We start from the raw sequence: 23408 nt of genomic DNA on the forward strand, positions 1-23408 counted from the left end.
TGTAAAACTACAAATTAGCGGTTGGATGTGATCACATGGTTTTGATAAATGACTTCCGTTGGGGGATTTTGAGTTTCTTGGATTCTTCGAAACAAAAACATCGCCTGAGCTAAAAAGTCGCTTTCCTCAAAAGTTTTTGTGGGTGTAAAAGCGTGGTTTTTGACGAGAAATAGCGGTCCATAGGTCCCGGTAATTTCATACCCATTTGGAGATCTTTTTCTCCTCAATTTGATCTCAGATCCATCTGCAAATTCAATCCGGGCATTTCCAAAGAAAAATCCACCCTTACCTCGCGCAATTTGACTATCAGACCTTTGATCCAAGATTCGGATATCTTTAATGAAAGGCCTATTACGATGGTAAAAAAGCCGATAATTCCTTTCTTCTGACTCCAATTCGGCATAGCGAAATCCGGGATCAACTTTTAAAATAGCCTCCTCACCTTTAGAATCTTGATAATTCACTTCAATCATTGGGATTTCCCAAGTAGAGGAACTTTGTGCATTTACCCAATAAAAAGAAAAAAGGAAGACAGCTGTCGAGAGGATGCTTTTGGATTTCATGGTTAAAGAGTTTGGATTCAAAGTTTTTACGCAGGAGAAGATAAGTAAGTTTTCGGTGCCGAATGGAGGATTTCCAGTCCACGATTGTGGATTGAAAAAAAATTGACCAAAATATGTTGAATTTACTTTTTCTTTTCGGTTCCCTTCCTAAATTTGCCGAAGTCTTATGAAAACAACTGCAAACAAGTACTGGTGGTGGCATACTGAAACTTTCCCGGGGAAAGCACAGAAAGCCCTTGCCTAAAATTTGGATGCAAGAACTATACAATCGGCTTACTGGTTTCCCCCGGTAAGCCTTTTTTTATGTCAAAAATTAACCACTCATGAACCACGTCAAATTTCCGATTCTGACCACTTACAAAAAGCGATTGGCTGACACGATCACCCCTGTAAGTATTTACCTTCAAATTCGAGATCGATTTGCCAATCCCATTTTGCTGGAAAGCTCCGATTACCATGGACAGGAAAATAGCTACTCCTATATCTGCTTTAACCCGCTGGCGACCTTCTCTTTCAATGCGGGAAAGGTCTCCGAGAAGTTGCCCAATGGAGAGGAACTAAATTACGAGGTGACTCCCGAAAAGCCACTAATGGATCATTTGAGAGCTTTTGGGAATAAATTTGACCCTACCCCAGACAAATTTAAATTTAGTACAAACGGACTTTTTGGCTACATCCAATATGATACGGTTGGTTGGTTTGAAGACATCAAGCTGAGTAAAACCCAAGCCAATGACATTCCGATGATGCACTACTCCATGTATCAAAATATCATTGTGGTGGATCATTATAAGAATGAATTGCACCTTTTTGAGCATCGGGTAGCCGGCGCCGAAAATCCCGAATACATGCCTGAGATTGAGCAACTGCTTAATAATAAAAATATCCCTGCTTATTCCTTCAAAAAAGTGGGAGAGGAAGTTTCCAACTATACGGACGAAGAATTTCTAAAAATTCTCAATCAAGGTCGCGAGCATTGTTTCCGCGGAGATGTGTTTCAGATTGTACTTTCCAGACGCTTTACGACTGAGTTTAAAGGCGATGAATTCAATGTCTACCGGGCACTTCGTTCAGTCAATCCATCTCCCTATCTTTTCTATTTTGATTACGGTTCGTTCAAGGTTTTTGGGAGTTCGCCAGAGGCACAAATTGTAGTAAAAAGTCGAAAAGCGACGATTTTCCCCATTGCCGGGACTTTCCGACGCACAGGAAATGACGTTGACGATGCAGAATTGGCGAAGAAGCTCTTTGATGATCCCAAGGAAAATTCCGAGCACGTGATGCTGGTTGATTTGGCGAGAAATGACCTTTCCCGATCTTCGGATGTAGTCAATGTAGATGTATTCAAAGAAATCCAATACTATTCCCATGTCATCCACTTGGTGTCCAAGGTAACGGGTGAGCTTCCTGAGGGAGCCAATCCTTTGCAACTCGTCGCTGATACTTTTCCTGCCGGAACGCTTTCTGGAGCGCCAAAATACCGGGCTATGGAATTGATAGATGAGTTAGAAAATATCAGTCGTCAGTTTTATGGTGGCGCGATTGGTTACTTAGGTTTTAATGGGGATTTCAATCATGCCATTTTGATCCGATCCTTTGTTTCAGAAAACAATCAATTGCGGTTTCAGGCGGGAGCGGGAGTGGTGGCCAAATCTTCCATTCCCTCCGAACTTCAAGAGGTGGCGAATAAATTGGAAGCACTGAGAGTAGCGCTAAGAGCGGCAGAAACTATTTGAACCTATAAATCATGAAGATATTAGTTCTTGATAATTACGATTCCTTCACCTACAATCTGGTGTACATCATCCGGCAGCTCGGCTATGGAGATCAAATGGAAGTCTTTCGGAATGATAAAATTTCGATTGAAGACGTCGCTCAATACGATAAAATCTTGCTTTCGCCGGGTCCGGGTGTGCCTTCAGAGGCGGGAATTATGCCCGAATTGCTCAAGCGGTATTCTGCCGAAAAGTCAATTTTAGGAGTTTGCTTAGGTCACCAAGCGATAGGTGAAGCTTTCGGCGGTAGCTTGATCAATCTTTCCGAGGTTTTACATGGAATAGCTTCCCAAGTCAAAGTGGAAAAGGATTTGCTTTTTGAGGGAATCCCCGATACTTTTCCTATCGGAAGATATCACTCTTGGGTCATTGACGAATCCACCCTTTCGCCAGACTTGGAAGTGATTGCGAGAACTCCGGATCGACAGATCATGGCTGTTCGTCATAAACAGTTTGCGGTAAGGGGAGTTCAATTTCATCCCGAAAGTATCCTAACCGAAAACGGAGTTAAAATCATTCAAAACTGGTTGGAATCTTGATTTCTACCAAAAATCACCTGAATAATGAAAGAAATTTTAAACCAACTGATCGAGCATAAAACGCTGAGTCAAATTCAAGCCAAAGAGGTGTTGAAAAATCTCGCTTCTGGGGCGTACAATTCCTCTCAGGTAGCGGCTTTTATGACGGTGTATTTGATGCGTTCGATTACGGTCGAGGAGCTACGCGGATTCAGAGAAGCCATGCTGGAGCTCTGCGTGCCTGTCGATATTGCCGAATACGATGCGATGGACCTTTGTGGTACAGGGGGAGATGGTAAGGATACATTTAATATTTCTACCCTTTCTTCTTTTGTCGTGGCAGGCGCCGGTCAACATGTAGCCAAACATGGCAATACCGGCGTTTCTTCGATTTGCGGTTCATCTAATTTGCTCGCCTATTTTGGCTATGAGTTTACCAATGATATAAGCGAAATTCGTCGCTCGCTCGACGAGGCTGGAATTTGCTTTTTGCATGCTCCGCTATTCCATCCCGCGATGAAAAATGTGGCTCCGATCCGAAAGGAACTAGGGGTGAAGACCTTCTTCAATATGCTTGGCCCCATGGTCAACCCCAGCTTTCCCAAAAAGCAATTAGTCGGCGTATTTAGCTTGGAATTGGCACGGCTCTATGCCTATCTCTATCAGGAAAGTGACGCGCAGTTTTCCATTCTCCATGCTTTGGATGGCTATGATGAAATATCGCTGACAGGAGATTTTAAAATGATTTCTAATTCGGGTGAAAAGCTTTTTAGTCCTGAGCGGATTGGTCTTTCTAAGCTAAAGGCAGCAGAAATTAAAGGAGGGGAAACCGTACAGGAATCCGCTAAAATCTTTGAAAATATCTTGAAAGGAAAAGGAACCAACCCTCAAAACGAAGTCGTTTTAGCTAATTCGGCTGCAGCATTAGTTACCGCAAATCCAAATTTATCATTTCATGATGCGGTAGCTCAGGCTCGAGAAGTTTTGATGAGTGGAAAGGCCCTCGAAGTATTTAACGGTCTTGTCAATCCAAAAACTTCTGTATCATTCGCTTAAACATTGATTATGAATATTTTAGAAAAAATAATTGCAGATAAATATCGGGAAGTAGCCGAGCGGAAAAGCTTGATTCCCACCAAACTTTTGGAGAAAAGTATCTTCTATGATGGCAAGGTGGTTTCCATGAAAAAGTATGTGACTGATCCGGAGAAATCGGGGATTATCGCAGAATTTAAGCGAAAGTCTCCTTCCAAAGGGCTGATCAATGGTTCGGCTTCTGTGGAGCAGGTCAGCATTGGTTATATGCAAGCAGGAGCTTCAGCTTTGTCTATTTTGACCGATCAGGAATACTTCGGAGGCAGCAATGAAGACCTCAAAATTGCGAGAAAATTCAATTTCTGTCCGATTCTCCGCAAGGACTTCGTGGTGGATGAATACCAAATCATCGAAGCCAAATCCATCGGCGCAGACTGCGTGCTATTGATTGCGGCAGCGCTGGAGTCAGAGAAATTGAAGTCTCTTGCCAACTTTGCCAAAAGCTTGGGCATGGAGGTATTGCTGGAAGTACATGATGGGGAGGAATTGAAAAAAAGTCTGAATGATGGAGTGGACTTGGTAGGGGTGAATAACAGAAACCTGAAAACCTTCGAGGTCTCGATTGATACTTCGCTGGAGCTCGTGACTGCGATTCCGGACTCCTTTATCAAGATTTCCGAAAGCGGTATTTCTGATCCCAGGGCATTGATGCAGTTGAAAAAAGCGGGTTTCGACGGATTTTTGATTGGAGAAAACTTTATGAAATCCAGTCGTCCCGAGCAGGCAGCTTATAACTTTATCAAGGAATTTAAACGATTGGCAGCAAGCGAACTTTCAGAAGCCTAATGGAAATCAAAGTCTGTGGCATGCGTGAATTGGGGAATATCCAAAGCTTGATCGCTGAGGTGAAGGCGGATTGGATGGGATTGATCTTTTATCCCAAATCCCCGCGCTATGTTTCCGAGGATCGAGCGACAGAATTGAAAGGAATTGCGGTGAAAAAAGTCGGGGTTTTTGTCAATGAAACAGAAGTGGAAATTCTCAGAAAAGTAGGCTTATTTCAGCTGTCGGCAATTCAGCTTCATGGAAATGAATCCGCAGAATTTGTCAAAAAATTATCAGAACAAACTACTTCTGAGCTTTGGAAAGTAATTTCTGTATCGGAAAAAATTGATTGGAAAAGCTTGGCAGCTTATCTGCCTTATGTAAGCAAGTTTCTTTTCGATACAGCCACCAAAGCGCATGGAGGATCTGGACGAAAATTTGATTGGTCTGTTTTGGAAACTTATCCCTTCGACAAAGGCTTTCTCTTGAGTGGGGGTTTGGATGAAGAAAGTGTGGAGGAAATTGCAGCTTTGCAGCGTCAAATCCCTCAACTCGAAGGGGTAGATTTGAATTCAAAATTTGAAGATGCGCCAGGTTTGAAAAATATTGAAAAACTGAAAAAATTTAAACAAAAGCTTCTTTCTCAAGAAGCAATTTAAACGGGAGAAGATATGATACGCGTAGATGAAAAGGGGTTTTACGGCAAGTTTGGGGGTGCGTACATTCCTGAAATGCTCCATCCCAATATTGAGGAGCTGAGGGAAAATTACGAATCTATTGTGGCTTCTGAGGAATTCCAAGAGGAGTTTCAGTTGTTGTTGCGGGACTTTGTGGGAAGACCGACACCGCTTTATTTTGCCAATCGGCTTTCAGAAAAATTCGGAGCCAAAATTTACTTGAAGCGTGAGGACCTTTGCCATACCGGAGCGCACAAAGTGAATAATACGGTTGGACAGATCATTTTGGCCAAAAAGCTTGGTAAAAAGCGAATTATCGCAGAGACCGGAGCAGGTCAACACGGCGTGGCTACGGCCACCGTTTGTGCCTTGATGGGCATGGATTGCACGGTTTACATGGGGGAGCTGGACATTGAGCGGCAAAAACCCAATGTGGAGCGAATGAAAATTCTCGGTGCGAAAGTAGTACCGGCAACTTCCGGTTCGCGCACACTCAAGGATGCCACCAATGAAGCCATGCGTCAATGGATCAACAACCCCGTGGATACGCATTACATCATTGGATCGGTAGTGGGTCCGCATCCCTATCCAGAGATGGTAGCACGTTTTCAGTCGGTGATTTCGGAGGAAATGAAATGGCAGCTGATGGAAAAAGAAGGGCGAGAAAATCCCGATTTGGTGGTCGCCTGTGTAGGTGGAGGCTCCAATGCCGCAGGAGCATTTTACCATTATTACAATACCCCTGAAGTACGATTGATTGCTGCGGAGGCTGCAGGATTGGGAATCAGCAGTGGAAAATCGGCTGCAACCACCGTTTTGGGGACTCCTGGTATTTTGCATGGTTCGAAGACGATTCTGATGCAAACCGAAGATGGACAAGTGGTGGAGCCACATTCTATTTCCGCAGGGTTGGATTATCCGGGAATCGGACCGGTTCATGCTCATTTGCATGAAATCGGACGGGCAGAATTTGTGGCTGTTGAGGATGAGGATGCGATGAAAGCGGGAATCTTACTCAGCCGTACCGAAGGAATCATTCCGGCCATCGAAACCGCTCATGCCATCCATGCGCTGAATTTGATCGAGTTTCGAAAGGACGACGTGATTGTAATCAACCTTTCCGGTCGGGGAGACAAGGATCTGGAGACGTATATCAAGTGGGGAGGATATTGAGATTTTAGAATTTTGATTTACGATTTACGAGGCCAATTTGGAGTTTGACCTTCAATTATAAAGTTATTCGGAGCAGTTAGTAAATTTTAATTAGCTAAAATTCGAATATTGCTAAAGCGAAATCCTAAAAGGATTGAACCGTGAATAGCCATGGGTGAAACCCATGGTGAAAGGGAGTTTAAAATATATCTCAACCCTGAAGGGGTTGAACTTAATTAGAAAATTAGATTTTAGAATAATGAGCTACGATAATTCATAATGTTTAAATCATTCGTGCCGAAAGTTTAAATTTTGGATTCAAGGTTGGAAGTTCAGCAAGCGTCGTAAGTCATAATTCGTACATCGTAAATATTTATGAATCGCATACACTATTTATTCAAGAACAAACAGGAGCGGGTGCTTTCGATCTACTTTACGGCAGGTTTTCCACTCTTAGAAGATACGATTCCGGTGATGGAAGCCATTCAGGCCGGAGGAGCGGATATCATCGAGATAGGAGTGCCCTATTCTGATCCCATTGCAGATGGTCCGACCATTCAAGACAGCAACAAGATCGCGCTGGAAAATGGAATGAGCATGAAAAAGCTCTTCGAACAACTCAAGGGTTTCCGTGCCAAAATCAATATTCCTGTGGTTTTGATGGGGTATTTGAATCCCATTATTCAGTTTGGAATGGAGGGCTTTTGCAAAAAGTGCAAGGAGGTTGGGATCGATGGGTTGATTCTACCGGATCTGCCCATGCAGCAATATTTGGATGAGTACAAAAGCGTTTTTGAGGAATATGGATTGGTCAATACTTTTCTGATTTCTCCCCAGACTTCTGAAAAACGAATCCGTGAAATTGATGAAAATACCGATGGCTTTATCTATATGGTTTCGGCACATTCGATTACGGGAGCAAAAAGTGGAATCAGCGAAGAGCAAATCACCTACTTCAAACGCGTTCAGGAAATGAACCTTAAAAACCCTCGCCTGATTGGCTTTGGTATTTCCGATGCAGAGACCTTCAGCATCGCTTCAACCTATAGCCATGGAGCCATTATCGGTTCAGCTTTTATAAAAACTGTAAAAGACTCAAAGAATTTAAACCAAGATATTCAAGCTTACCTTCAATCTGTTTTGAATTGAAAAATTATTTAACTCTACAATTACCTTTCAATTAAACATGATTACTCTGAAGTCGTAAATCGTACTTCGTAAATCAAAAATCGATATGATTATCCAACTACAACCCGATATTTCTTCCAAGCAAAAGGAAACCCTGATCGAACAGGTCAACGGAATCGGCTACAAAACCACTGAGGTAAAAACCCAATTGGGGGATTACATCATCGGAATCGGCAAAAAAGAATTTGATATCCGTAAAATCGGTCAACTTGACGGTATTCGGGATATTCATATCGTCTCTGACGAATATAAACTGGTCTCCAAAAAATGGAAAGCAAAACCTACTTCCGTAGACTTGGGAGACGGAGTTTTTATCAAAGACGGAGAAATGGCCATCATCACCGGGCCCTGCTCGATCGAGTCTGAGGAGCAAATTCAAAAGGTGGTCAACCATTGTGTGGAAAACGGAATCCGGATGATGCGCGGCGGGGTCTTCAAACCCCGAACTTCCCCCTATGCCTTTCGGGGAATGGGCATCGATGGTTTGAAACTTTGGCATTCTATCGCCTCCGAAGCCGGGGTGAAGATCGTCACCGAAGTGATGCAAACTTCCCAAATCGAGGAAATGTATCCGTATGTGGATATCTATCAAGTAGGGGCCCGAAACTCCCAGAACTTCAACTTGCTCGACGAGCTTGGAAAAGTAGACAAAGCCGTAATGATCAAGCGTGGAATCTCCGGAACAATCGAAGAATTGCTTCAGTCTGCGGAGTATGTGTTCTCCGGAGGAAATGAAAAGCTGATTTTATGTGAGCGCGGCATCCGAACCTACGAAAAGGCATCTCGAAACACCTTGGATCTTAATGCTATTCCAATTCTCAAAGCCAAGTCCCATCTTCCGGTGATCGTGGACCCATCTCATGGAATTGGTATTCGCGCCTATGTGCCACAGATGGCCTTAGCCGGAGTGATGGCGGGTGCTGATGGTATTATCTATGAATCCCATGAGATTCCTGAAAAGGCCTATTCGGATGGACAGCAGACCTTAGATTTTGCACAAAGCGCACGTTTGGCTGCTTGGATTAGGGAAAGTTTTGCGATGCGGAAAGGGTTTGATTTGCTTTAAGGGCGTGATTCTATCTTTAAGGAAACTTGAATTATTTTATTTACGTACGGAAATAAGTACAGATATAAAAATAATTGGCGATGAAGGTTGTGAATTATACGGATTTGAGGGTAAACCTAAAGAAAGGGTTTGATTTGGTGGTAGATGATCTGGAGGAAGTGATTATAAAAAGAAAAGACAACCGAGACTTGGTCTTGATATCCTTGGATGAATACAATGCTTTGAAAGAAACCAGCTATTTACTTAGTGGAAAAAACAGGGATGTACTTATGAAATCCCTTGAAGAAGCTAAAGCGGGAAAAATCATTGAAAAACCTTTGATTGAAGAATGAGTTTGTTTGGTCGGTGATGGCTTGGGGGTTTACTTTTACTCGCAAAGCATTGACAAGAAAAAATTCAAACGTATCATTACTAACGGATTTGAGAAAGGTCTTGTCTTCCTACGATAGCCATGATTTCTACTATTTCTTGATTGATTTTAAAATAAATACTTTCACTGCCACAGACGCAACGCCTATACTCTGGTTTAATGTGCTCCATAGATTCGAAAGAGAAGGGCCTTTGAGCGATCATTTCAAAACAATTAAATAAATTGTTGTAATATTTCTCCGCTTGACTCATTCCAAATCTTTCTAACCCAAATAGGTAAATTCGAATCAAATCATTTTTTGCCTCTTGGCTTAATTTATATTCAGCCATTGATCAATTTCTTGGCTTCTTTCAAGATTTGGTCCTTGGTATCATTGGTAAAGCCACTGCTTTCCGCTTTTTCTAATTTAGCTCTCAGCCAATCAATTTCTGCCTGTTGCTTTCTTGCCTGCCGAATCAAGTCATTGACCAGTTCGCTTTTACTACTATATTCCTGATTTTCCACTTGTGCCTTTAGCCATTCATCATTTGGTTCCGTCAGTGAAATACTTTGTCTTGCCATGGTTCTTTTATTTGATGTAAAAATACATCAAAATTGAATCACTTTCAATATCTTAGGTTTTGATGATGAAGGGATCAATTAAAAATCAATGGTTTTGATTACAAAGCCTTCATCATTCTCTTTTTGTCCCTGTATGAGTTGATAAAGGGAATTTCCTTTTGTCGTCATCAGGCAAGGACTTGCTCCCAAAATTTTATTGGATTTATAGACTTGGGTCAGTTCAAAGTTATCATCTAAGACATAATATTTGTCAAACCTATGAGAACTGTTGGTGATTCCCTTTTGAGCATCGCCTTCATAATATCCCACTTCGGATATCAAAACCATCCCTTTATCTAAAGCGGAAATCCCCGTAACAGTGCTATTTTCATTGATGAACTTCACAGCTTGATTAAAATCCGAATTGACCATATCCACCGGGTTGGTTTTGATTTCTCCAACCTGAAATTCCTCATCTGTAAGGCTTGTTTCTTCGATAGATTGCATAGTGGTAAGGTCAAACTTGTTGATTTTAAGCTCATCCGAAGGGATGTAAATCAAATAATTGTTTTTTAAATCTATCCCTCCCGAGCAGGAAAAAATATCTAACAACACTTGTTCATTACTGACTTCACCCAGGCTTTTTTCTAATTTCCCTAAACCTAAATCATAGACTTGGATATATGAGTCCATAAAGCCACCTTTAGTGTAGGCGATGAGTTTGTCTTCAAAAGGGGTAAAATTACTAATGGCCCGATCAAAAATTTTAAATTCTTCTATCGGATCACCGTCTGGGGTATAAGTGATGAGTTTTAATTGTTGACTACACCAAAGATAAATTTTCCCATCGTAATACTTTACAATGGAGGGATTCTGAAACTGCAAAGGGCCATTTCCCTCGGCCTGAATTACTTTTTCTTGATTGCCATCTTGATCATAAATAATCATTTTGGGCGAGTTCAGATCAGTCAGGACAATCCTACCGTCCTCCATGATGTCAAAAGATGAAGGGCTTCCCAGTAAAGATAAATTATCCTGAAGTTCTGCCAGCGATTGGAAATTGGGTTCTTTTGGTGAAGATTTTTCGGTATTTGTCAATGAATTGTTTTCACAAGAAAAAAATAGGAAGAAAATGTAACTAAAGAATGGTAGAAGCTTTCTCTGCATTTCTTTGAATAAAATTGTTAATTTCAATATTAGTAATAGAATTCCTTTTTTCAAATCCAGAAAAGAAATCACCGAGGAATTTGAGATTTCTGCCAAAACCCTAACCCGCTGGATTCAAAAGGAAAAACTGGTTATTTCCCGAGGTTCGATTTCCCCTAAGGAACAAGAACTGATTTATTCTAATGTATATTTATAAAGGGTAAAAGGGTCTTCATCATTGTCGTAGGTAAGACCATATAAGTAATTGTCTTCATATACTGTAATTTGATACACTTCTTTATCTAGAATTATTTTTTTTCTGGGTTTACCAGAGTGATCAAAAACCAAAACTGTATTCGATACGTATTTAAACTCTTTCTTGTCAGTAATGTAAAGCAAATAAATAAAATTTTCGGTTATAATGCTGGAATAATAGTATTTTAATTCACCAATTAATTCATTTGAAGGTAAAGGATCTGGACCAACAATATTTACTTCTTGATTAGTACTTAAGTTAATTATTTGAAAAAGAGGGATATTGAAATATGAAATTAAGGCAATGTCTTTACAGTTGCTGATTTCGGCTTGGTTCAAGGTCGTTTTTTGATCAAAATCGTTTAACTTTTCGTAATTCAAATTCAATTTTGGAAAATTCCCAAACTGTCTTAAGTCAGATAAAGAGTCTGTTGTTTTTCCTACAATAAGCCTGGAATCCTCATTGTAATTTCCAAGTATATAAAATTTCTCGTCGAATTCTATTACCCCATTGCTATGCATTGCTTCTTTTACTGTGTATTCACCTTTTAATCCTTTATCTTGAATTATTGAATCCTTATTATAAATTAATATTTTTCCTATTTCATGGTCCAAGATTCCGATGTCGTTAAAATTAAAGGGGAATAATTTCCATGCATTAGGGACTTCCCCAGGCCCCATTCCTCTACTTCCGAAACGTCCTAAGTGTGTTTCATTTTTTAGATTGATGATATGGACTAGATTGCCTGGACTTCTTTCTGCTATTAATAGATAATCTCCCACTAGCCCAATTGAACTTGGAAAAATAAGGGAATCCGAAATTTTATTTAATGGTTGTCCCGTAATCTTTGTAACAGATTCAAAGTCAGAATGGGAAAATTGTGAATCCTGATTTAAGAGCTTTCTTTCATTTTGAGTACAACTTATTGTTAAAATTGAGAGAAAGCTTATTAAAAGATTTTTCTTAATATTCATTTGCTTTTCTAATCGTATAAAAAAGATCTATGCATTAATTTGCTATTATCTTAGTTTCGAACTATTTAACCTGAGATAGAATTGATCTTTCATTTTTCAATCACCCTCCCATACCAAAATCTCTGCTCATTCCGATACATATTCCAATTATCGGATATCCATTAGGATCAACTGTATTTATGTAGCAATCTCCCTTCGGATCTATTTTGCAGTTGCCATAGCATGTTTCTGGTTTGCTAGACTGTGCGTATACGGTATTTCCAGAAAATTTTTTTAATCCATTTATACCTACTCCAAAGTTTAAGGATAGAGCAAAAATGAATATTCCTAGAATAAAAGGTTTTCTAATTTTTTTAATTGCTGTTTTCATGATAATTTTATTTAAGTAAAGTTGATTTAATTATTTACCCTTCATCGGACTTTTAATAATTTAAATTCAATTAGAATTGACTTTTGCTAGTTAGAATAAGATGGTTTTTGACTTTTTTCTCTTAATATTCTCCTGTTGCATGCTATGAATACACCAAGTAAAATCTTATACCTACTGAGGAGGAAAAGCAAAATTTCAGAATAAAATTTCTTCACCCTATTTTTCCTCAACGAAAGAACCGATTTTAGTTCATAAGCCTGCAAACATTTCAATTAGCCTGTTTCACTTTCTCATGAAATAAAGGTAAAAGATTTATTAATTTTATTTTCGGACAATTTCGGACAATTTGATTTACTATTTGGAAGGAGAAGGGTGTGTCTCTACGGAAGATTCGGAATGATTTTTAATTTTCACAACTTTTTCTTGGATTATTAAATGAGCTTTACTTTCTTAAGCAATATTTCATAGTTAATTCATCTTTTTAATATGAGAACGTACAGAGCAAAATCCAGACAAGAAATCGCCGAGGAATTTGGAATTTCTGCTAAAACCCTAACCCGATGGATTCAAAAGGAAAACTTGTCGATTACTAGAGGTTTGGTTTCCCCTAAGGAACAAGAACTGATTTATTTGAAATTTGGGATGCATCAAAAGGCTTCCTAATTCCCGCTTTCCAATCTCAAAACCAGAAACTTTTGGTGATTTGTAAAATAAGCTTGTGTTAGGCCGTTTCCCTTTGTAAATTCACACCGTGAATCCAACCCCAAGAACCTATATTCATCATTCTCACTATCCGCTTCAATGAAGGAATGGGATGAGTATGGTTTTTTGTGAACGATATCGAAGCCTATTCCAATTGCGGAATGGGCTTTTTTCGTTTTAAAGTCACCTCAACAGGCTAGGCTGCTTTTCCGAAAGCAGTTCCTGCTTCAGGAGAAGTAGGATAAGGGTGAGTGATCGAAGCTGGATAGCTTGGAAAACTTAAAATAAAGGAAAGAGTTAGAAAATATATAAACCCAACAAGAAATATGACTGATAAACCAAGAGATTGGGTCTTTAGTGACCCGAGATTGCAAGACCTCAGGCAGGAATATGAAGCCTATACCCCAGAAGATTTTAAGGTATGGAAGATTCTCTATGAGCGACAAATGCCCAACTTACCTAAAGCAGCTTCGCAGGCTTACTTGGATGGAGTGGAAATCGTCAAGTTTACAGCTGATCGCATTGCTAATTTTGAGGAACTCAATGAGATTTTAAAAGAAACCACAGGATGGGCTGTGCAAGTTGTTCCAGGCTTAATCGATGATGATCTGTTCTTTGGTTTACTAAACAACCGCAGGTTTCCTTCTTCCACTTGGCTGCGCAAAATGGAGCAGTTGGACTATCTCGAGGAGCCGGATATGTTTCACGATGCCTTCGCTCACATGCCCCTACTGACCAATCAACCCTATGTGGATTTTCTGGAAAAGCTTTCTGGAATTGCGTTGAAGCACATCGATAATCCTTGGGCGATCCAGTTGCTTAGCCGGATTTATTGGTTTACGATCGAGTTTGGATTGATCCGTGAAAATAGGGAGTTACGAATCTATGGAGCAGGGATATTGAGTTCCAAAGGGGAAACGAAATTTTCCCTTTCTGATGAACCGGCACACTATCCTTACGATGTGCGCCGAATCATGAATCAGGAGTATTGGAAAGATAAATTCCAGGATAAATACTTCGTGATCGAAAGTTATGAGCAACTTTACAATTCCCTTCCAGAAATTGAGAAGGTTTTGGAGGAAATGTTGACTAAAGAGCCAAGAAGCTAGAATTAAGAAAACAGAAATTTTGTCCGGTGTCAGATGACCGATGTACGATGGGGCATCCGACATCGGACACCGTGCATCTCACTAATTAACAAAAAATGATTGAGGATAGCAGTCTGAAGATCGGGTAATCCTTCCGTCTTTCGTCTTCGGTCTTCGGTCTTTTCCTATGAAAGTAGCCGTAATCAAATACAACGCAGGAAATGTGCAGTCGGTCTTGTATGCTTTAGAGCGACTCGGAGTAGAGGCCGAACTGACCGATGACCCGGATAAAATCCGATCAGCGGATAAAATCATCTTTCCCGGACAGGGAGAGGCGAGTTCGGCCATGACTTACCTCAAGGCCCGCCAACTCGATCAAGTCATCCGGGAAATCAAGCAACCCTTTCTGGGGGTTTGCTTGGGCTTACAATTGCTTTGCGAACACTCCGAGGAAAATGATACGGATTGTTTGGGGATTTTTCCCGTGAAAGTGAAAAAGTTTATTCCAGAAAACTCTCAGGAATTTAAAGTTCCGCATATTGGTTGGAATGAGCTGGAAAACCTCGCTGATGATGTGCTGCTCCGGGATTTACCAGAATCCAAATTTCTGTACTATGTGCACAGCTATTATGCCGAATTGAGCGAGGTGACCATCGCGACCACGCATTATATCCATGACTTTACCGCGATTCTTCATCGAGACAATTACTGGGCAATTCAGGCTCACCCGGAGAAAAGCAGTACGGTGGGGGAGAAAATGCTATCTAACTTCTTAAACATATAACCAATTTACGATTTACGAATGACGATTTACGACCTCTGCCGGTACTCCAATCATTTCATTCAAAGCTCACCCCTTGAAGATTGGGCTTGAAGTCCTTTTCTGTGTCGTAAATCAAAAATCGTAAATCGTACTTTATTCAAATTCTCCCATGTATATAATACCAGCAATTGATCTAATCGGAGGCAAATGTGTCCGCCTCAGTCAGGGCGACTACAGCAGCAAAAAGGAATACCATGACGATCCGCTCGAAATGGCCAAGCGATTTGAAGATGCAGGAATTTCGCGTCTGCATTTAGTGGACTTGGACGGTGCCCAAGCCAAAAAAATCATCAATGCTGAGGTTCTGGAACGAATCTGTGCTGGAACGAATTTGCAAGTGGATTTTGGCGGTGGAATTCAAGCGGATGAGGAAATCGAAAAAGCCTTTTCCCTGGGAGCAAGTCAAGTCACGGGAGGAAGTATTGCTGTGAAAAATCCGGTCCTTTTCGAGGAGTGGATTACCAAATTCGGTTCCGAGAAAATCATTCTGGGTGCAGATGCCAAAGATCGAAAAATTGCAGTTGGAGGCTGGGAGGAAACCACTTCGGTGGATTTAATTCCCTTTATCAAAAGCTATTTCGACAAAGGAATCCGCTATGTCATCTGTACTGACGTGGCCAAAGATGGCCTGCTTCAGGGTCCTTCGGTGGATTTGTATCAGGAGATTTTGCAGGAAATTCCGGATTTGAAATTAATCGCCAGTGGAGGAGTTTCTTCGGTAAAGGACTTGGAAGAGTTGGAGAAAATCGGGGTTTATGGAGCGATCGTGGGAAAAGCCTACTACGAGGGAAGGGTGAGTTTGGAAGAATTGGCAGCCTTTTAATTTACGATTTCGATTTTTGATTTACGACATCCAATTGGATTTTAATCAGTAATCTCAACCATGGATTTCTAGGATTGAAGTTCCCCAAAATCCCGTAAATCGTCATTCGTAAATCGTAAATTTTCTAACATCGAATAAAGAATTAAGAAGTTTTTGAATAACCAATTATGCTAACTAAGCGAATCATTCCCTGCCTCGATATCAAAGATGGTCGTACAGTCAAAGGAGTTAACTTTGTGCAACTCCGAGATGCCGGTGACCCGGTGGAGCTGGCGAAAATCTACTCCGATGAGGGAGCTGACGAACTCGTGTTTTTGGATATCACGGCGACGGTGGACAAGCGAAAAACATTAGCCGAACTCGTAACCAAAGTAGCCAAGGCGATCAATATTCCCTTTACCGTCGGTGGGGGAATTTCTACAGTGGAGGACGTAAAAGTCCTCTTGGCAGCGGGTGCGGACAAGATTTCCATCAATTCGGCTGCAGTAAAGAATCCCGTAGTGATTGATCAGATGGCTCGGGAGTTTGGTTCCCAGTGTATTGTCGTGGCGATTGATACCCGAAATGTGGATGGGATTGATTTTGTCCATACGCATGGAGGAAGAAAACCCACTTTGCTCAAAACCCAAGCCTGGGCACAGGAAGTCGCTGATCGGGGCGCTGGGGAGGTTTTGTTGACTTCCATGGACCATGACGGTACCAAAGCAGGCTTTGCCAATGAGCTGACCGCGGAGATTTCCTCAGCCTTGTCTATTCCTGTAATCGCCTCGGGAGGAGCGGGGAGTATGCCGCATTTCAAGGATGTGTTTACCTTTGGGAAAGCGGATGCGGCTTTGGCGGCTAGTATTTTCCACTTTAAGGAAATTCCCGTTCCGACCTTGAAAGAATATTTGATTGGGGAGGGGGTTAGTATCCGAAAGTAACCTTTGAGGTCTCTAAGAGCTCGAAGGTTTTAATAAATTATGGAAGAAACACAATTGAAATACGTTGAAATGTGGCCCGTTAAAACGGGCTGAAATATAGGATGAATTCATACTGAATTTATTTCGAGGCTGTCTCAAAAATCATTAGTCACTGCGAACAAAGCGAAGTAATCTATTCCGATTTAATTTAAATCAACATTGAGATCGCTTCTTTTCACTCGCTATGACTGAGTCTCATACTTTAGAGATAGCCCCATATTTCAATAGTATTTCTGTTTAGAAAAAAAATTTAGTTTAATTAAAACCAAAACCTTCGAGGTTTTGAAAACCTCAAAGGTTTAAGAATATGAACATCGACTTTGAAAAAATGAACGGCCTCGTCCCTGCTATCGTCCAAGATGCGATCAGCGGAAAAGTGCTGATGCAGGGCTATATGAACGAGGAGGCTTTAGCCAAAACTCAGGAAACGGGAAAGGTGACTTTTTTCTCCCGAAGCAAAAATCGGCTATGGACCAAAGGGGAGACTTCCGGGAATTTTATGGATTTTGTTTCTATGGCTGTTGACTGTGACGGAGATTCAATTTTGATAAAAGCCAAACCAAGCGGGCCTGTTTGCCATACGGGTGCTGATACCTGCTTTTTTGAAGTGAATGCTTCCAAAACGGGTTTTATCGACCAACTCCGGGCGATTATTAAGGATCGAAAAAACAATCCCTCCGATCAATCCTATACGGCCTCACTTTTTGCCAAGGGCATCAATAAAGTGGCCCAAAAAGTAGGAGAGGAAGCGGTGGAAATTGTGATTGAAGCCAAGGATGACAACAAAGAGCTATTTCTAGGGGAAGCGGCTGATCTGCTTTTTCACTATCTCGTGCTCCTGGAAGCCAAAGGCTATGAGTTGGATGAAGTGATGGAGGTGCTGATTCAGCGGCATCAGAAATAGAGTAATGAGAAACCATCGATCTTTTTGTTGCTAGTAGCAGGAAAAGTTGATGTCATAAGAATCTAAATTAAAGCAAGTCCGTTATTTACGTTAAAAGTATTAATTTGGAATATGAATTCGGACCTACTTGCTAGAATTACTAGCCATCCAGAAATCTGTCACAGCAAGCCTTATATTCGCGGAATGCGGTGGCCAGTCGAGGTTATTATTGATTTATTGGGTTCTGGAATGTCAGTAGATGAGATCATTGAAGATCATCCAGAATTGGAAAAAGAGGATATATTTGCATCCTTACAATTTGCCAAATTGGTTCTCTCTGGTAATTCTCTTTTGGATTTGGCGTCGTGAAATTTCTTTGTGATGTACATATCCCATTTAAACTAGTTTCATTTTTTCAGGATTTAGGATATGAATCTGTTCATGTGAATTCAATCCTTGAAGGATCAAGTACTAAATACTCTGAAATTGCAAAATTTGCAGATGAGGGAAATTATATTTTTAAAGACGCTGACTTTAAAATAAGTTTTCTCCTGAAAAGAAAGCCTAAGAAATTGGTGAAAATCAATCTTGGAAACATTTCTAACAAAGCTTTGATAGAGATCTTCAAAATACGGATTGATCAACTTTTAAAACTCGATTCGAAGCCAACGTTTTTGCTAGAAATAGGAAGTAGAAATGACAGTTTTATAGCTTGAAATCAATAAGAAGGAAACTCCTGCTGTAACCCTTTAAAAGCATCGATCATTTCCCATTTGGGTTGGAAAAAGGTACTTCTCATTCTGCCGCTAATGGTTCCGTTTTGGATAAACTGCAGGGCTGCAGCCAATCTGAAATCCTGTGGATCTCCCCAAGGAAACTGCGGGCTGTCTCCCACTTCAAAATCAGCCGGGAATCCCTCAAAATACTCCGCTTCTCCCTCAGCATTTGCCGTGGCAAAGGTGATGGGGACGAGCTCGACATCATTGTCAGCGAGTGTTCGATTGTATCGGGAAAGCGGAAAAGATCCTACCGGTTTTCCAAAGGTATTATCACCGATCAGCACCACATCCATGTACGGATTGAGCGAATTGATCACTAGTTCGGATGCCGATGCAGAACCTCTGCTGGTGATGAAGACTAGGCGATTCAGATTGAGTGAACCGAGCTTGGAGAAATTTTCAGAGTCATTAAAACTGGTCTTATCTTCGTTTAATTTATTGGTGTACATCAGACGCCCCGAATTGGCTGGCTGAATCAGATAGTTGAGAATTTGCTCTGCTACAGCCACGGATCCGCCGCCGTTGTAGCGCAAATCAATGATCAATTCATCGATGCCTTCCTGGGTGAAAAAGTCCATCGAAGCCTCTACCTCCTCTGATCGGGTCGGACTTAAACCTGCTGTGGCCTTGAAGCTTTGATATACCCAATAGCCTACGGTTTTTTCTCCAGCCTCAATCACTTCTTGATGCAGCACAGAATTAGACTGATATTCGGCTTTACTATTGGTTCTGGAAGTCGTGCTGCCATCAGGAAGTCTAAAGGTAAAGGTATTGCTGATTCCCGGTTCCGGAGGGCCGAGTTGGAAATCATATCCTCCCGAACTGGTTTGATATTCAGCGATGGGTTTGTCGTTAATCTCGATGATTTCCCAACCGCGCTGCCAACCGTCCTTTCCGGCAGGGGATTCTTCAAAGACAAAAGTCAGAAAGAGCTTTTCCTCCGAATTGAAGGCAAAGCCAAACCCATGACCGGCATTTCGTCCCACGAAGGCATTTTGAAATGCATCCTGAGTGGTGATGTAGGAAAAGCGGTCAAGGGGCTTGAAAATAATATCATCCAATAGCTCCTCGTTACTGGAATAATCCGTCGTATTGATTTGATTGGGGAGTTCCTGATTCCAGAAATACCATTCTTGCATAGTAGAAAAAATCGCCTCCTTCACTGGATCGGACTGGGAATTAGGGGTAGGATCATCTGTCGTTTGACAAGACCAGCATCCCAAGACCAGCAATCCGATTATCCATCTTAATTTTTTCATATCCCTTGATTTAATGGTATTTACGGAAATTGCCTAAATGTGGATGATATCAGATGGCGATATCGTACACTTTGACGGTTTTCCACATGGAGGAATACTTTTCGATAAAGGCCAAGTGCTGTGGATCCACCTGGTATTCGGCCTGATCTTCCAGACTGTCAAAAAATAAGGTACAGGAGACCTGCCAAGAATGATCAACCACTTCCCGTTTTTCGGTATCTGCAGGAGTGCCGGCGATGAATTTCCCGACGGTTTTGCATTTTCCCAGCATGGGAACAGCGGCTGTGAGAAATTCCTGAGTGTCGTTTTCATCGTGTAGCCAAAAGTACACTTGGTGGATCATTTTCTGTTTTTTCATCTTTTGTGCAATAGAGGTTATAGGTAAGAAAGCAGCAGCGGAGGCTGCCGAAATAGTTTTGAGGAAGTTTCTTCTTCGGTTCATTTTGTAGGTTTTAAGAATAAGTTTCAAAAGATAAAGAATTTTGAAAAGGAAGCATAGATTTTACCTTTTGGCCGTCTTTTTTTAATCTTAAGGCACTTCAAATTCATCAAAAATTACTATAAAAATTTAGGTTATTTATTGCCCAAAATAGCAAGCAAAATAGGCTGTTGTTTGACATGCAGCCTTTGCGGGGATTAATTATTGATATTCTCTCTTATATTTCTGATAAATGGGTGATTTTCCGTCAAAAGCAAATAATTGGTGATTCCATTATCATCCCTTTCCATAAGAGTAATAGAGTCTTCTTGGTAGCTGACGACTTTTAGTTTATTTGATTTTGCCCGAAGTGAGGGGATGGTGACAAAAATCGCATCTTCTGATCGGGTGATTTTTTCGATATCGAGTGCAATGCTTTCCCCTGAGTCGGTAAAAGAGGGTTTATCAAAGGTTTTTGGAGACCAGCCATTTCTTTTTAATACGACTTTTTGAAATGGGGTCAATTGCTGAGTTTTTAACATCTCCTCAATTTCATCCAGATTCAATTTTTTGTTCGAAAAGGCCATTCCCGAATAAGAGGTCTGAGTACTGTTCCCCGGGGTGTACTCATTTCCGTATTGATTTCCTCTTTGATATTGGTTTCCGATATAGACCGCATTGGCACCCATCATCGTAGCTTCATATTTTAATTTTTCCAAGGCTCTGTTATTGACCTTGTTGATGCTGGAAAGGGTAGTGACACCCGTAGCTTTTGAAAATAGATTACCCAGATTATAAAGCCCTGTGACCTCATCGGGATTAAACGTGAGATAAACATCCTTGGCGTCTGTTAAATTATTAACCGGCTTCAGCGGGGATTTGAAATTTTCCACTCTGCCACTTTCAAATTCTACTTTGGACACCAAAAATTTATTGATGGAGTAAACCACTTCTTCGTCCGGGTAAGTGTATTTGATATTGGATTGACCTATTTCTTTGACCTTGACTTCTTTGGGTTCTTCGGAAAGATAAATGAGGTCATGTTTTGATTGAGCGAAGGCTTGGCTGCCAATAAAAAAGACTACGGAAATAAGTAATAAAATGCGCATGGGGTAGGAATTAATGATTTACTGGATACACGGTGAAGTACTTAAAAAAGTTTAAGTTAATCAAAGAGAAATTCATAAATCGCTGGATAATAGGCAAGAAAAAAGACCTCAGTGAATTTCACCGAGGTCTTTGATCTATTTTCTATCTGTCTTTTTTCTTGTCTCTAACCTTACGCTTCTTTCTTCGCCATTCGATTTCGCTCGTTCTCATCCAAATAAATTTTTCTCATTCGGATGGATTTTGGCGTGATCTCCAAGTATTCATCCTTTTGGATGTATTCCATGGCTTCCTCCAAAGAGAATTTCTTCGCCGGAGCAATTCTGACATTATCATCCGAACCCGAGGCTCTCATGTTGGTCAGTTTTTTACCTTTCTGCACATTGACGACGATATCGCTGTCACGGGAGTTTTCACCGATTACCTGTCCGGTATAGAGTTCATCTCCAGGTTCAATAAAGAATGTTCCTCGATCCTGCAATTTGTCAATGGCATAAGCCGTACATTGCCCAGCTTCCATGGATATCAACGAGCCGTTATTTCGTTCCGGGATATTTCCTTTGAAAGGTTCGTATGCAGAAAATCGATGGTTCATGATGGCCTCACCCTGAGTGGCGGTCAAAACATTGTTTCTCAAACCAATCAATCCTCTGGAAGGAATTTTGAACTCCAAATGCTGCAAATCGCCCTTTGGCTCCATGATCAAGAGTTCTCCTTTTCGCTGAGTGGCCAATTCGATTACTTTTCCTGCCGTCTCCTGAGGCACATCTACGACTAGGGTCTCAATGGGCTCGTGTTTTACTCCGTCTATCTCTTTGAAAATCACCTGAGGCTGACCTACCTGAAGCTCGTAACCTTCTCTTCTCATCGTCTCGATCAACACAGACAAGTGAAGGATACCGCGGCCATAAACCAAAAATTTATCTTCTGAGTCGGTAGTTTCCACGCGAAGGGCCAGGTTTTTCTCCATCTCCTTCATCAATCGATCTCTGAGGTGACGGGAAGTCACGAATTTTCCTTCTTTGCCGAAGAAAGGGGAGTTGTTGATAGTGAAGAGCATATTCATCGTAGGCTCATCTATCGAGATTCTAGGAAGCGCTTCTGGCTTTTCCAAATCAGCTAAGGTATCTCCGATCTCAAAATCTTCAATTCCTGTCACTGCACAAATGTCTCCTGCGACTACTTCTGATACTTTCGCTTTTCCGAGTCCTTCAAAGACATGAAGTTCTTTGACTTTTACTTTTTTGAATACGCCGTCTGCTTTGCAAAGGGTCAGTTGGGCGTTTTCTTTGATGGTTCCTCTTTTGACTCGTCCGATAGCGATTCGGCCTACGAAATTGGAGTAATCCAATGAGGTGATCTGCATCTGCAGGGTCCCCTCGTCAATTTTAGGGGCTGGGATGTATTCTAAAATCGCATCTAAAAGTGGAAGAATAGAATCGGTTGGGTTTTTCCAATCGGGCCCCATCCAGTTTTGCTTAGCTGAACCGTACAAGGTGTGAAATCCCAATTGTTCTTCGGTCGCGTCCAAGTTAAACATCAGGTCAAAAACTGATTCGTGCACCTCATCAGGGCGACAGTTTTCTTTGTCCACCTTGTTGACTACTACGATTGGGGTCAGTCCCAAAGCAAGGGCTTTGCCCAATACAAATCGAGTTTGCGGCATAGGACCTTCGAAGGCATCCACTAGAAGGATAACGCCATCGGCCATTTTCAATACGCGCTCTACTTCTCCTCCAAAGTCGGCGTGACCGGGAGTATCAATGATATTGATTTTGGTGTCTTTGTAGCGAACGGAAACGTTCTTTGAAAGAATGGTGATTCCACGCTCGCGTTCCAAATCATTGTTGTCCAGAATCAAGTCGTCAAACTGCTGATTTTCCCGGAAGATTTTGGAAGCATGGATGATTTTGTCCACAAGCGTAGTTTTGCCGTGGTCAACGTGTGCGATAATCGCGATATTTCTGATATTCTGCATGATCTGCGTTTTTCGAGCCGCAAAGGTAGCGAAAAATAATGGGAGTTTGATTAAGGTAATGTGAAGTAAAAATCAGAATCTCATATTAGGTAAAAGTAGGCTGTGGGCACTAGTCAGGAAAGCAGAAGTTT

The 23408-nt window shown here is 41.2% G+C and carries 27 protein-coding genes; 17 read left to right on the forward strand and 10 right to left on the reverse strand.

Features of this window, described 5'->3' with window-relative positions; genetic code table 11:
• Window positions 1-14 precede the first annotated feature (14 nt).
• Window positions 15-563 (reverse strand): hypothetical protein, encoded by a 549-nt coding sequence (locus tag BM043_RS00690; RefSeq protein WP_092788320.1) that lies wholly within the window; start codon window positions 561-563, stop codon window positions 15-17.
• A gap of 323 nt (window positions 564-886) precedes the next feature.
• On the opposite strand from BM043_RS00690, the gene BM043_RS00695 reads away from it, so the two are divergent.
• From BM043_RS00695 to BM043_RS00735, 9 genes are all read left to right on the forward strand, one after another.
• Window positions 887-2299, forward strand: a complete 1413-nt coding sequence (locus BM043_RS00695) for an anthranilate synthase component I family protein (protein ID WP_092788321.1) — start codon at window positions 887-889, stop codon at window positions 2297-2299.
• A gap of 11 nt (window positions 2300-2310) precedes the next feature.
• The gene (locus BM043_RS00700; protein ID WP_092788322.1) at window positions 2311-2877 is read left to right on the forward strand and encodes an anthranilate synthase component II; all 567 of its coding nucleotides are present in this window, start codon (window positions 2311-2313) and stop codon (window positions 2875-2877) included.
• 24 nt (window positions 2878-2901) lie between these two features.
• Window positions 2902-3912, forward strand: coding sequence for an anthranilate phosphoribosyltransferase (gene trpD / locus BM043_RS00705; protein WP_092788323.1), 1011 nt, complete (start codon window positions 2902-2904; stop codon window positions 3910-3912).
• A 9-nt stretch (window positions 3913-3921) separates the two neighbouring features.
• Complete coding sequence (gene trpC / locus BM043_RS00710; RefSeq protein ID WP_092788324.1) at window positions 3922-4737, forward strand: indole-3-glycerol phosphate synthase TrpC; 816 nt, start codon at window positions 3922-3924, stop codon at window positions 4735-4737.
• Entirely contained in the window at window positions 4737-5375 is a 639-nt protein-coding gene (locus BM043_RS00715; RefSeq protein ID WP_092788325.1) for a phosphoribosylanthranilate isomerase, read from the forward strand. The genes trpC and BM043_RS00715 overlap by 1 nt, the downstream gene beginning before the upstream one ends.
• A gap of 12 nt (window positions 5376-5387) precedes the next feature.
• Complete coding sequence (trpB, locus tag BM043_RS00720; RefSeq protein ID WP_092788326.1) at window positions 5388-6566, forward strand: tryptophan synthase subunit beta; 1179 nt, start codon at window positions 5388-5390, stop codon at window positions 6564-6566.
• A 354-nt stretch (window positions 6567-6920) separates the two neighbouring features.
• Window positions 6921-7694 (forward strand): tryptophan synthase subunit alpha, encoded by a 774-nt coding sequence (gene trpA / locus BM043_RS00725; RefSeq protein WP_092788327.1) that lies wholly within the window; start codon window positions 6921-6923, stop codon window positions 7692-7694.
• A gap of 85 nt (window positions 7695-7779) precedes the next feature.
• Window positions 7780-8799, forward strand: coding sequence for a 3-deoxy-7-phosphoheptulonate synthase (gene aroF / locus BM043_RS00730; protein WP_092788328.1), 1020 nt, complete (start codon window positions 7780-7782; stop codon window positions 8797-8799).
• An 80-nt stretch (window positions 8800-8879) separates the two neighbouring features.
• Window positions 8880-9131 carry a type II toxin-antitoxin system Phd/YefM family antitoxin gene (locus BM043_RS00735; RefSeq protein WP_092788714.1) on the forward strand — a complete coding sequence of 84 codons (252 nt, stop codon included), beginning with the start codon at window positions 8880-8882 and terminating at the stop codon, window positions 9129-9131.
• Window positions 9132-9210: 79 nt separating this feature from the next.
• On the opposite strand, the gene BM043_RS00740 is transcribed toward BM043_RS00735, so the two are convergent.
• From BM043_RS00740 to BM043_RS00765, 5 genes are all read right to left on the reverse strand, one after another.
• The gene (locus BM043_RS00740) at window positions 9211-9498 is read right to left on the reverse strand and encodes a type II toxin-antitoxin system RelE/ParE family toxin (protein ID WP_092788329.1); all 288 of its coding nucleotides are present in this window, start codon (window positions 9496-9498) and stop codon (window positions 9211-9213) included.
• Window positions 9491-9730 carry a ribbon-helix-helix domain-containing protein gene (locus BM043_RS00745; protein ID WP_092788330.1) on the reverse strand — a complete coding sequence of 80 codons (240 nt, stop codon included), beginning with the start codon at window positions 9728-9730 and terminating at the stop codon, window positions 9491-9493. The genes BM043_RS00740 and BM043_RS00745 overlap by 8 nt, the downstream gene beginning before the upstream one ends.
• Window positions 9731-9808: 78 nt before the next feature.
• The gene (locus BM043_RS00750) at window positions 9809-10807 is read right to left on the reverse strand and encodes a 6-bladed beta-propeller (protein ID WP_177188395.1); all 999 of its coding nucleotides are present in this window, start codon (window positions 10805-10807) and stop codon (window positions 9809-9811) included.
• 243 nt (window positions 10808-11050) lie between these two features.
• On the reverse strand, window positions 11051-12085 hold the full coding sequence (locus BM043_RS00760) for a BF3164 family lipoprotein (RefSeq protein WP_092788333.1): 1035 nt from the start codon (window positions 12083-12085) through the stop codon (window positions 11051-11053).
• A gap of 100 nt (window positions 12086-12185) precedes the next feature.
• Entirely contained in the window at window positions 12186-12455 is a 270-nt protein-coding gene (locus BM043_RS00765) for a hypothetical protein (RefSeq protein WP_092788334.1), read from the reverse strand.
• A gap of 486 nt (window positions 12456-12941) precedes the next feature.
• Here BM043_RS00765 and BM043_RS19435 point away from each other — a divergent pair, with 486 nt between their 5' ends.
• The 8 genes from BM043_RS19435 to BM043_RS00800 all read left to right on the forward strand — a co-directional run bounded on the left by BM043_RS19435 (window position 12942) and on the right by BM043_RS00800 (window position 18452).
• Window positions 12942-13118 carry a helix-turn-helix domain-containing protein gene (locus BM043_RS19435; protein WP_177188396.1) on the forward strand — a complete coding sequence of 59 codons (177 nt, stop codon included), beginning with the start codon at window positions 12942-12944 and terminating at the stop codon, window positions 13116-13118.
• A 365-nt stretch (window positions 13119-13483) separates the two neighbouring features.
• Entirely contained in the window at window positions 13484-14266 is a 783-nt protein-coding gene (locus BM043_RS00770) for a phenylalanine 4-monooxygenase (protein ID WP_092788335.1), read from the forward strand.
• A gap of 166 nt (window positions 14267-14432) precedes the next feature.
• The gene (hisH, locus tag BM043_RS00775; RefSeq protein ID WP_092788336.1) at window positions 14433-15029 is read left to right on the forward strand and encodes an imidazole glycerol phosphate synthase subunit HisH; all 597 of its coding nucleotides are present in this window, start codon (window positions 14433-14435) and stop codon (window positions 15027-15029) included.
• A 148-nt stretch (window positions 15030-15177) separates the two neighbouring features.
• A complete protein-coding gene (gene hisA, locus BM043_RS00780) occupies window positions 15178-15891 on the forward strand; it encodes a 1-(5-phosphoribosyl)-5-[(5-phosphoribosylamino)methylideneamino]imidazole-4-carboxamide isomerase (protein WP_092788337.1) in 714 nt (237 codons plus the stop codon).
• Window positions 15892-16058: 167 nt separating this feature from the next.
• Complete coding sequence (gene hisF, locus BM043_RS00785) at window positions 16059-16814, forward strand: imidazole glycerol phosphate synthase subunit HisF (protein ID WP_092788338.1); 756 nt, start codon at window positions 16059-16061, stop codon at window positions 16812-16814.
• 346 nt (window positions 16815-17160) lie between these two features.
• Window positions 17161-17757, forward strand: coding sequence for a bifunctional phosphoribosyl-AMP cyclohydrolase/phosphoribosyl-ATP diphosphatase HisIE (hisIE, locus tag BM043_RS00790; protein WP_092788339.1), 597 nt, complete (start codon window positions 17161-17163; stop codon window positions 17755-17757).
• A gap of 111 nt (window positions 17758-17868) precedes the next feature.
• Window positions 17869-18105 carry a DUF433 domain-containing protein gene (locus BM043_RS00795; protein WP_092788340.1) on the forward strand — a complete coding sequence of 79 codons (237 nt, stop codon included), beginning with the start codon at window positions 17869-17871 and terminating at the stop codon, window positions 18103-18105.
• Window positions 18102-18452, forward strand: coding sequence for a DUF5615 family PIN-like protein (locus tag BM043_RS00800; protein WP_092788341.1), 351 nt, complete (start codon window positions 18102-18104; stop codon window positions 18450-18452). The genes BM043_RS00795 and BM043_RS00800 overlap by 4 nt, the downstream gene beginning before the upstream one ends.
• 2 nt (window positions 18453-18454) lie before the next feature.
• On the opposite strand, the gene BM043_RS00805 is transcribed toward BM043_RS00800, so the two are convergent.
• The 4 genes from BM043_RS00805 to typA all read right to left on the reverse strand — a co-directional run bounded on the left by BM043_RS00805 (window position 18455) and on the right by typA (window position 23277).
• Window positions 18455-19774, reverse strand: coding sequence for a S41 family peptidase (locus BM043_RS00805; RefSeq protein WP_092788342.1), 1320 nt, complete (start codon window positions 19772-19774; stop codon window positions 18455-18457).
• Window positions 19775-19823: 49 nt separating this feature from the next.
• Window positions 19824-20216 (reverse strand): Dabb family protein, encoded by a 393-nt coding sequence (locus BM043_RS00810; protein WP_092788343.1) that lies wholly within the window; start codon window positions 20214-20216, stop codon window positions 19824-19826.
• A gap of 194 nt (window positions 20217-20410) precedes the next feature.
• Window positions 20411-21301, reverse strand: coding sequence for a hypothetical protein (locus BM043_RS00815; protein ID WP_092788344.1), 891 nt, complete (start codon window positions 21299-21301; stop codon window positions 20411-20413).
• Between the two features lie 170 nt (window positions 21302-21471).
• Entirely contained in the window at window positions 21472-23277 is a 1806-nt protein-coding gene (typA, locus tag BM043_RS00820; RefSeq protein WP_092788345.1) for a translational GTPase TypA, read from the reverse strand.
• Window positions 23278-23408 lie beyond the last annotated feature (131 nt).

Source organism: Algoriphagus hitonicola (assembly GCF_900113375.1).
Lineage (GTDB): Bacteria > Bacteroidota > Bacteroidia > Cytophagales > Cyclobacteriaceae > Algoriphagus > Algoriphagus hitonicola.

What these genes read in the sequence shown, in the direction of transcription:
- BM043_RS00690 (WP_092788320.1), bottom strand. Translation starts at nt 563, where the DNA reads ATGAAATCCAAAAGCATCCTCTCGACAGCTGTCTTCCTTTTTTCTTTT.
- BM043_RS00695 (WP_092788321.1), top strand. Translation starts at nt 887, where the DNA reads ATGAACCACGTCAAATTTCCGATTCTGACCACTTACAAAAAGCGATTG.
- BM043_RS00700 (WP_092788322.1), top strand. Translation starts at nt 2,311, where the DNA reads ATGAAGATATTAGTTCTTGATAATTACGATTCCTTCACCTACAATCTG.
- trpD (WP_092788323.1), top strand. Translation starts at nt 2,902, where the DNA reads ATGAAAGAAATTTTAAACCAACTGATCGAGCATAAAACGCTGAGTCAA.
- trpC (WP_092788324.1), top strand. Translation starts at nt 3,922, where the DNA reads ATGAATATTTTAGAAAAAATAATTGCAGATAAATATCGGGAAGTAGCC.
- BM043_RS00715 (WP_092788325.1), top strand. Translation starts at nt 4,737, where the DNA reads ATGGAAATCAAAGTCTGTGGCATGCGTGAATTGGGGAATATCCAAAGC.
- trpB (WP_092788326.1), top strand. Translation starts at nt 5,388, where the DNA reads ATGATACGCGTAGATGAAAAGGGGTTTTACGGCAAGTTTGGGGGTGCG.
- trpA (WP_092788327.1), top strand. Translation starts at nt 6,921, where the DNA reads ATGAATCGCATACACTATTTATTCAAGAACAAACAGGAGCGGGTGCTT.
- aroF (WP_092788328.1), top strand. Translation starts at nt 7,780, where the DNA reads ATGATTATCCAACTACAACCCGATATTTCTTCCAAGCAAAAGGAAACC.
- BM043_RS00735 (WP_092788714.1), top strand. Translation starts at nt 8,880, where the DNA reads ATGAAGGTTGTGAATTATACGGATTTGAGGGTAAACCTAAAGAAAGGG.
- BM043_RS00740 (WP_092788329.1), bottom strand. Translation starts at nt 9,498, where the DNA reads ATGGCTGAATATAAATTAAGCCAAGAGGCAAAAAATGATTTGATTCGA.
- BM043_RS00745 (WP_092788330.1), bottom strand. Translation starts at nt 9,730, where the DNA reads ATGGCAAGACAAAGTATTTCACTGACGGAACCAAATGATGAATGGCTA.
- BM043_RS00760 (WP_092788333.1), bottom strand. Translation starts at nt 12,085, where the DNA reads ATGAATATTAAGAAAAATCTTTTAATAAGCTTTCTCTCAATTTTAACA.
- BM043_RS00765 (WP_092788334.1), bottom strand. Translation starts at nt 12,455, where the DNA reads ATGAAAACAGCAATTAAAAAAATTAGAAAACCTTTTATTCTAGGAATA.
- BM043_RS19435 (WP_177188396.1), top strand. Translation starts at nt 12,942, where the DNA reads ATGAGAACGTACAGAGCAAAATCCAGACAAGAAATCGCCGAGGAATTT.
- BM043_RS00770 (WP_092788335.1), top strand. Translation starts at nt 13,484, where the DNA reads ATGACTGATAAACCAAGAGATTGGGTCTTTAGTGACCCGAGATTGCAA.
- hisH (WP_092788336.1), top strand. Translation starts at nt 14,433, where the DNA reads ATGAAAGTAGCCGTAATCAAATACAACGCAGGAAATGTGCAGTCGGTC.
- hisA (WP_092788337.1), top strand. Translation starts at nt 15,178, where the DNA reads ATGTATATAATACCAGCAATTGATCTAATCGGAGGCAAATGTGTCCGC.
- hisF (WP_092788338.1), top strand. Translation starts at nt 16,059, where the DNA reads ATGCTAACTAAGCGAATCATTCCCTGCCTCGATATCAAAGATGGTCGT.
- hisIE (WP_092788339.1), top strand. Translation starts at nt 17,161, where the DNA reads ATGAACATCGACTTTGAAAAAATGAACGGCCTCGTCCCTGCTATCGTC.
- BM043_RS00795 (WP_092788340.1), top strand. Translation starts at nt 17,869, where the DNA reads ATGAATTCGGACCTACTTGCTAGAATTACTAGCCATCCAGAAATCTGT.
- BM043_RS00805 (WP_092788342.1), bottom strand. Translation starts at nt 19,774, where the DNA reads ATGAAAAAATTAAGATGGATAATCGGATTGCTGGTCTTGGGATGCTGG.
- BM043_RS00810 (WP_092788343.1), bottom strand. Translation starts at nt 20,216, where the DNA reads ATGAACCGAAGAAGAAACTTCCTCAAAACTATTTCGGCAGCCTCCGCT.
- BM043_RS00815 (WP_092788344.1), bottom strand. Translation starts at nt 21,301, where the DNA reads ATGCGCATTTTATTACTTATTTCCGTAGTCTTTTTTATTGGCAGCCAA.
- typA (WP_092788345.1), bottom strand. Translation starts at nt 23,277, where the DNA reads ATGCAGAATATCAGAAATATCGCGATTATCGCACACGTTGACCACGGC.